Source organism: Pseudomonas sp. UMAB-08, from assembly GCF_900095225.1.
Classification (GTDB): Bacteria; Pseudomonadota; Gammaproteobacteria; order Pseudomonadales; family Pseudomonadaceae; genus Aquipseudomonas.
This window is the reverse complement of record NZ_LT607456.1, coordinates 1-751: the sequence shown is the minus strand read 5'-3', so window position 1 is coordinate 751 and position 751 is coordinate 1. Positions and strand designations below refer to the sequence as shown.

At 58.6% G+C, this 751-nt stretch carries 1 pseudogene; it reads left to right on the top strand.

What is annotated here, in order from left to right:
* Positions 1–751: pseudogene (locus K0F75_RS25395) on the top strand (IS630 family transposase); the annotation flags it as partial.

Sequence of the window (751 nt, the reverse complement as noted above, 5' to 3'; positions counted from 1 at the left end):
CAGAAGAACAGACCGAACTGAACCGTCGTGTACGCTCAGCCATCATCAGTCAGCGCGACGGCCGTCGCGCCCGAGTGATCCTGCTGGCAGCCCAAGGTTGTTCAAGGGTGGACATCGCTCGCTTGACCGGTTTCTCACTCCCCACGATCACCTGTTGGTGCCAGCGTTTTCAGACGCTGCGTCTAGAAGGCCTTCTCGACAAGCCTGGTCGCGGACGCAAATCCTCCCTTCCTGCCGACACGGTCCGTCGCGTACTCGAACAGGTCACCAAGCCCCGTATTGGCGAACCCCGCTGGAGCTGCCGAAGCATGGCCCGTGCCGCCGGCATATCGGCGACCACCGTCCACAAGTTATGGGCTGCCAATGACTTGAAGCCTCATCTGACACGTACCTTCAAGGTGTCCAACGACCCGCAGTTCGAGGAGAAATTCTGGGATGTCATCGGGCTGTATCTGGCCCCGCCAGACAAGGCGTTGGTGCTCTGCTGCGACGAAAAAAGTCAGGTTCAAGCCTTGGAGCGCAACCCAGCCTGGGCTGCCGTTGGGGATCGGTCATATCCAAACAAAATCCCATGACTACACTCGCCACGGCACGGTCACGCTGTTCGCGGCGCTGGATTATCTCCAGGGCAAACTGATTAGTAGCATCGAGCGCCAGCGCCGCCATCAGGAGTGGTTGGCGTTCCTCAAGAAAATCAACAAGGAAACGCCCAAACACCTCCAACTGCATCTGATCGTGGATAACTACGCGG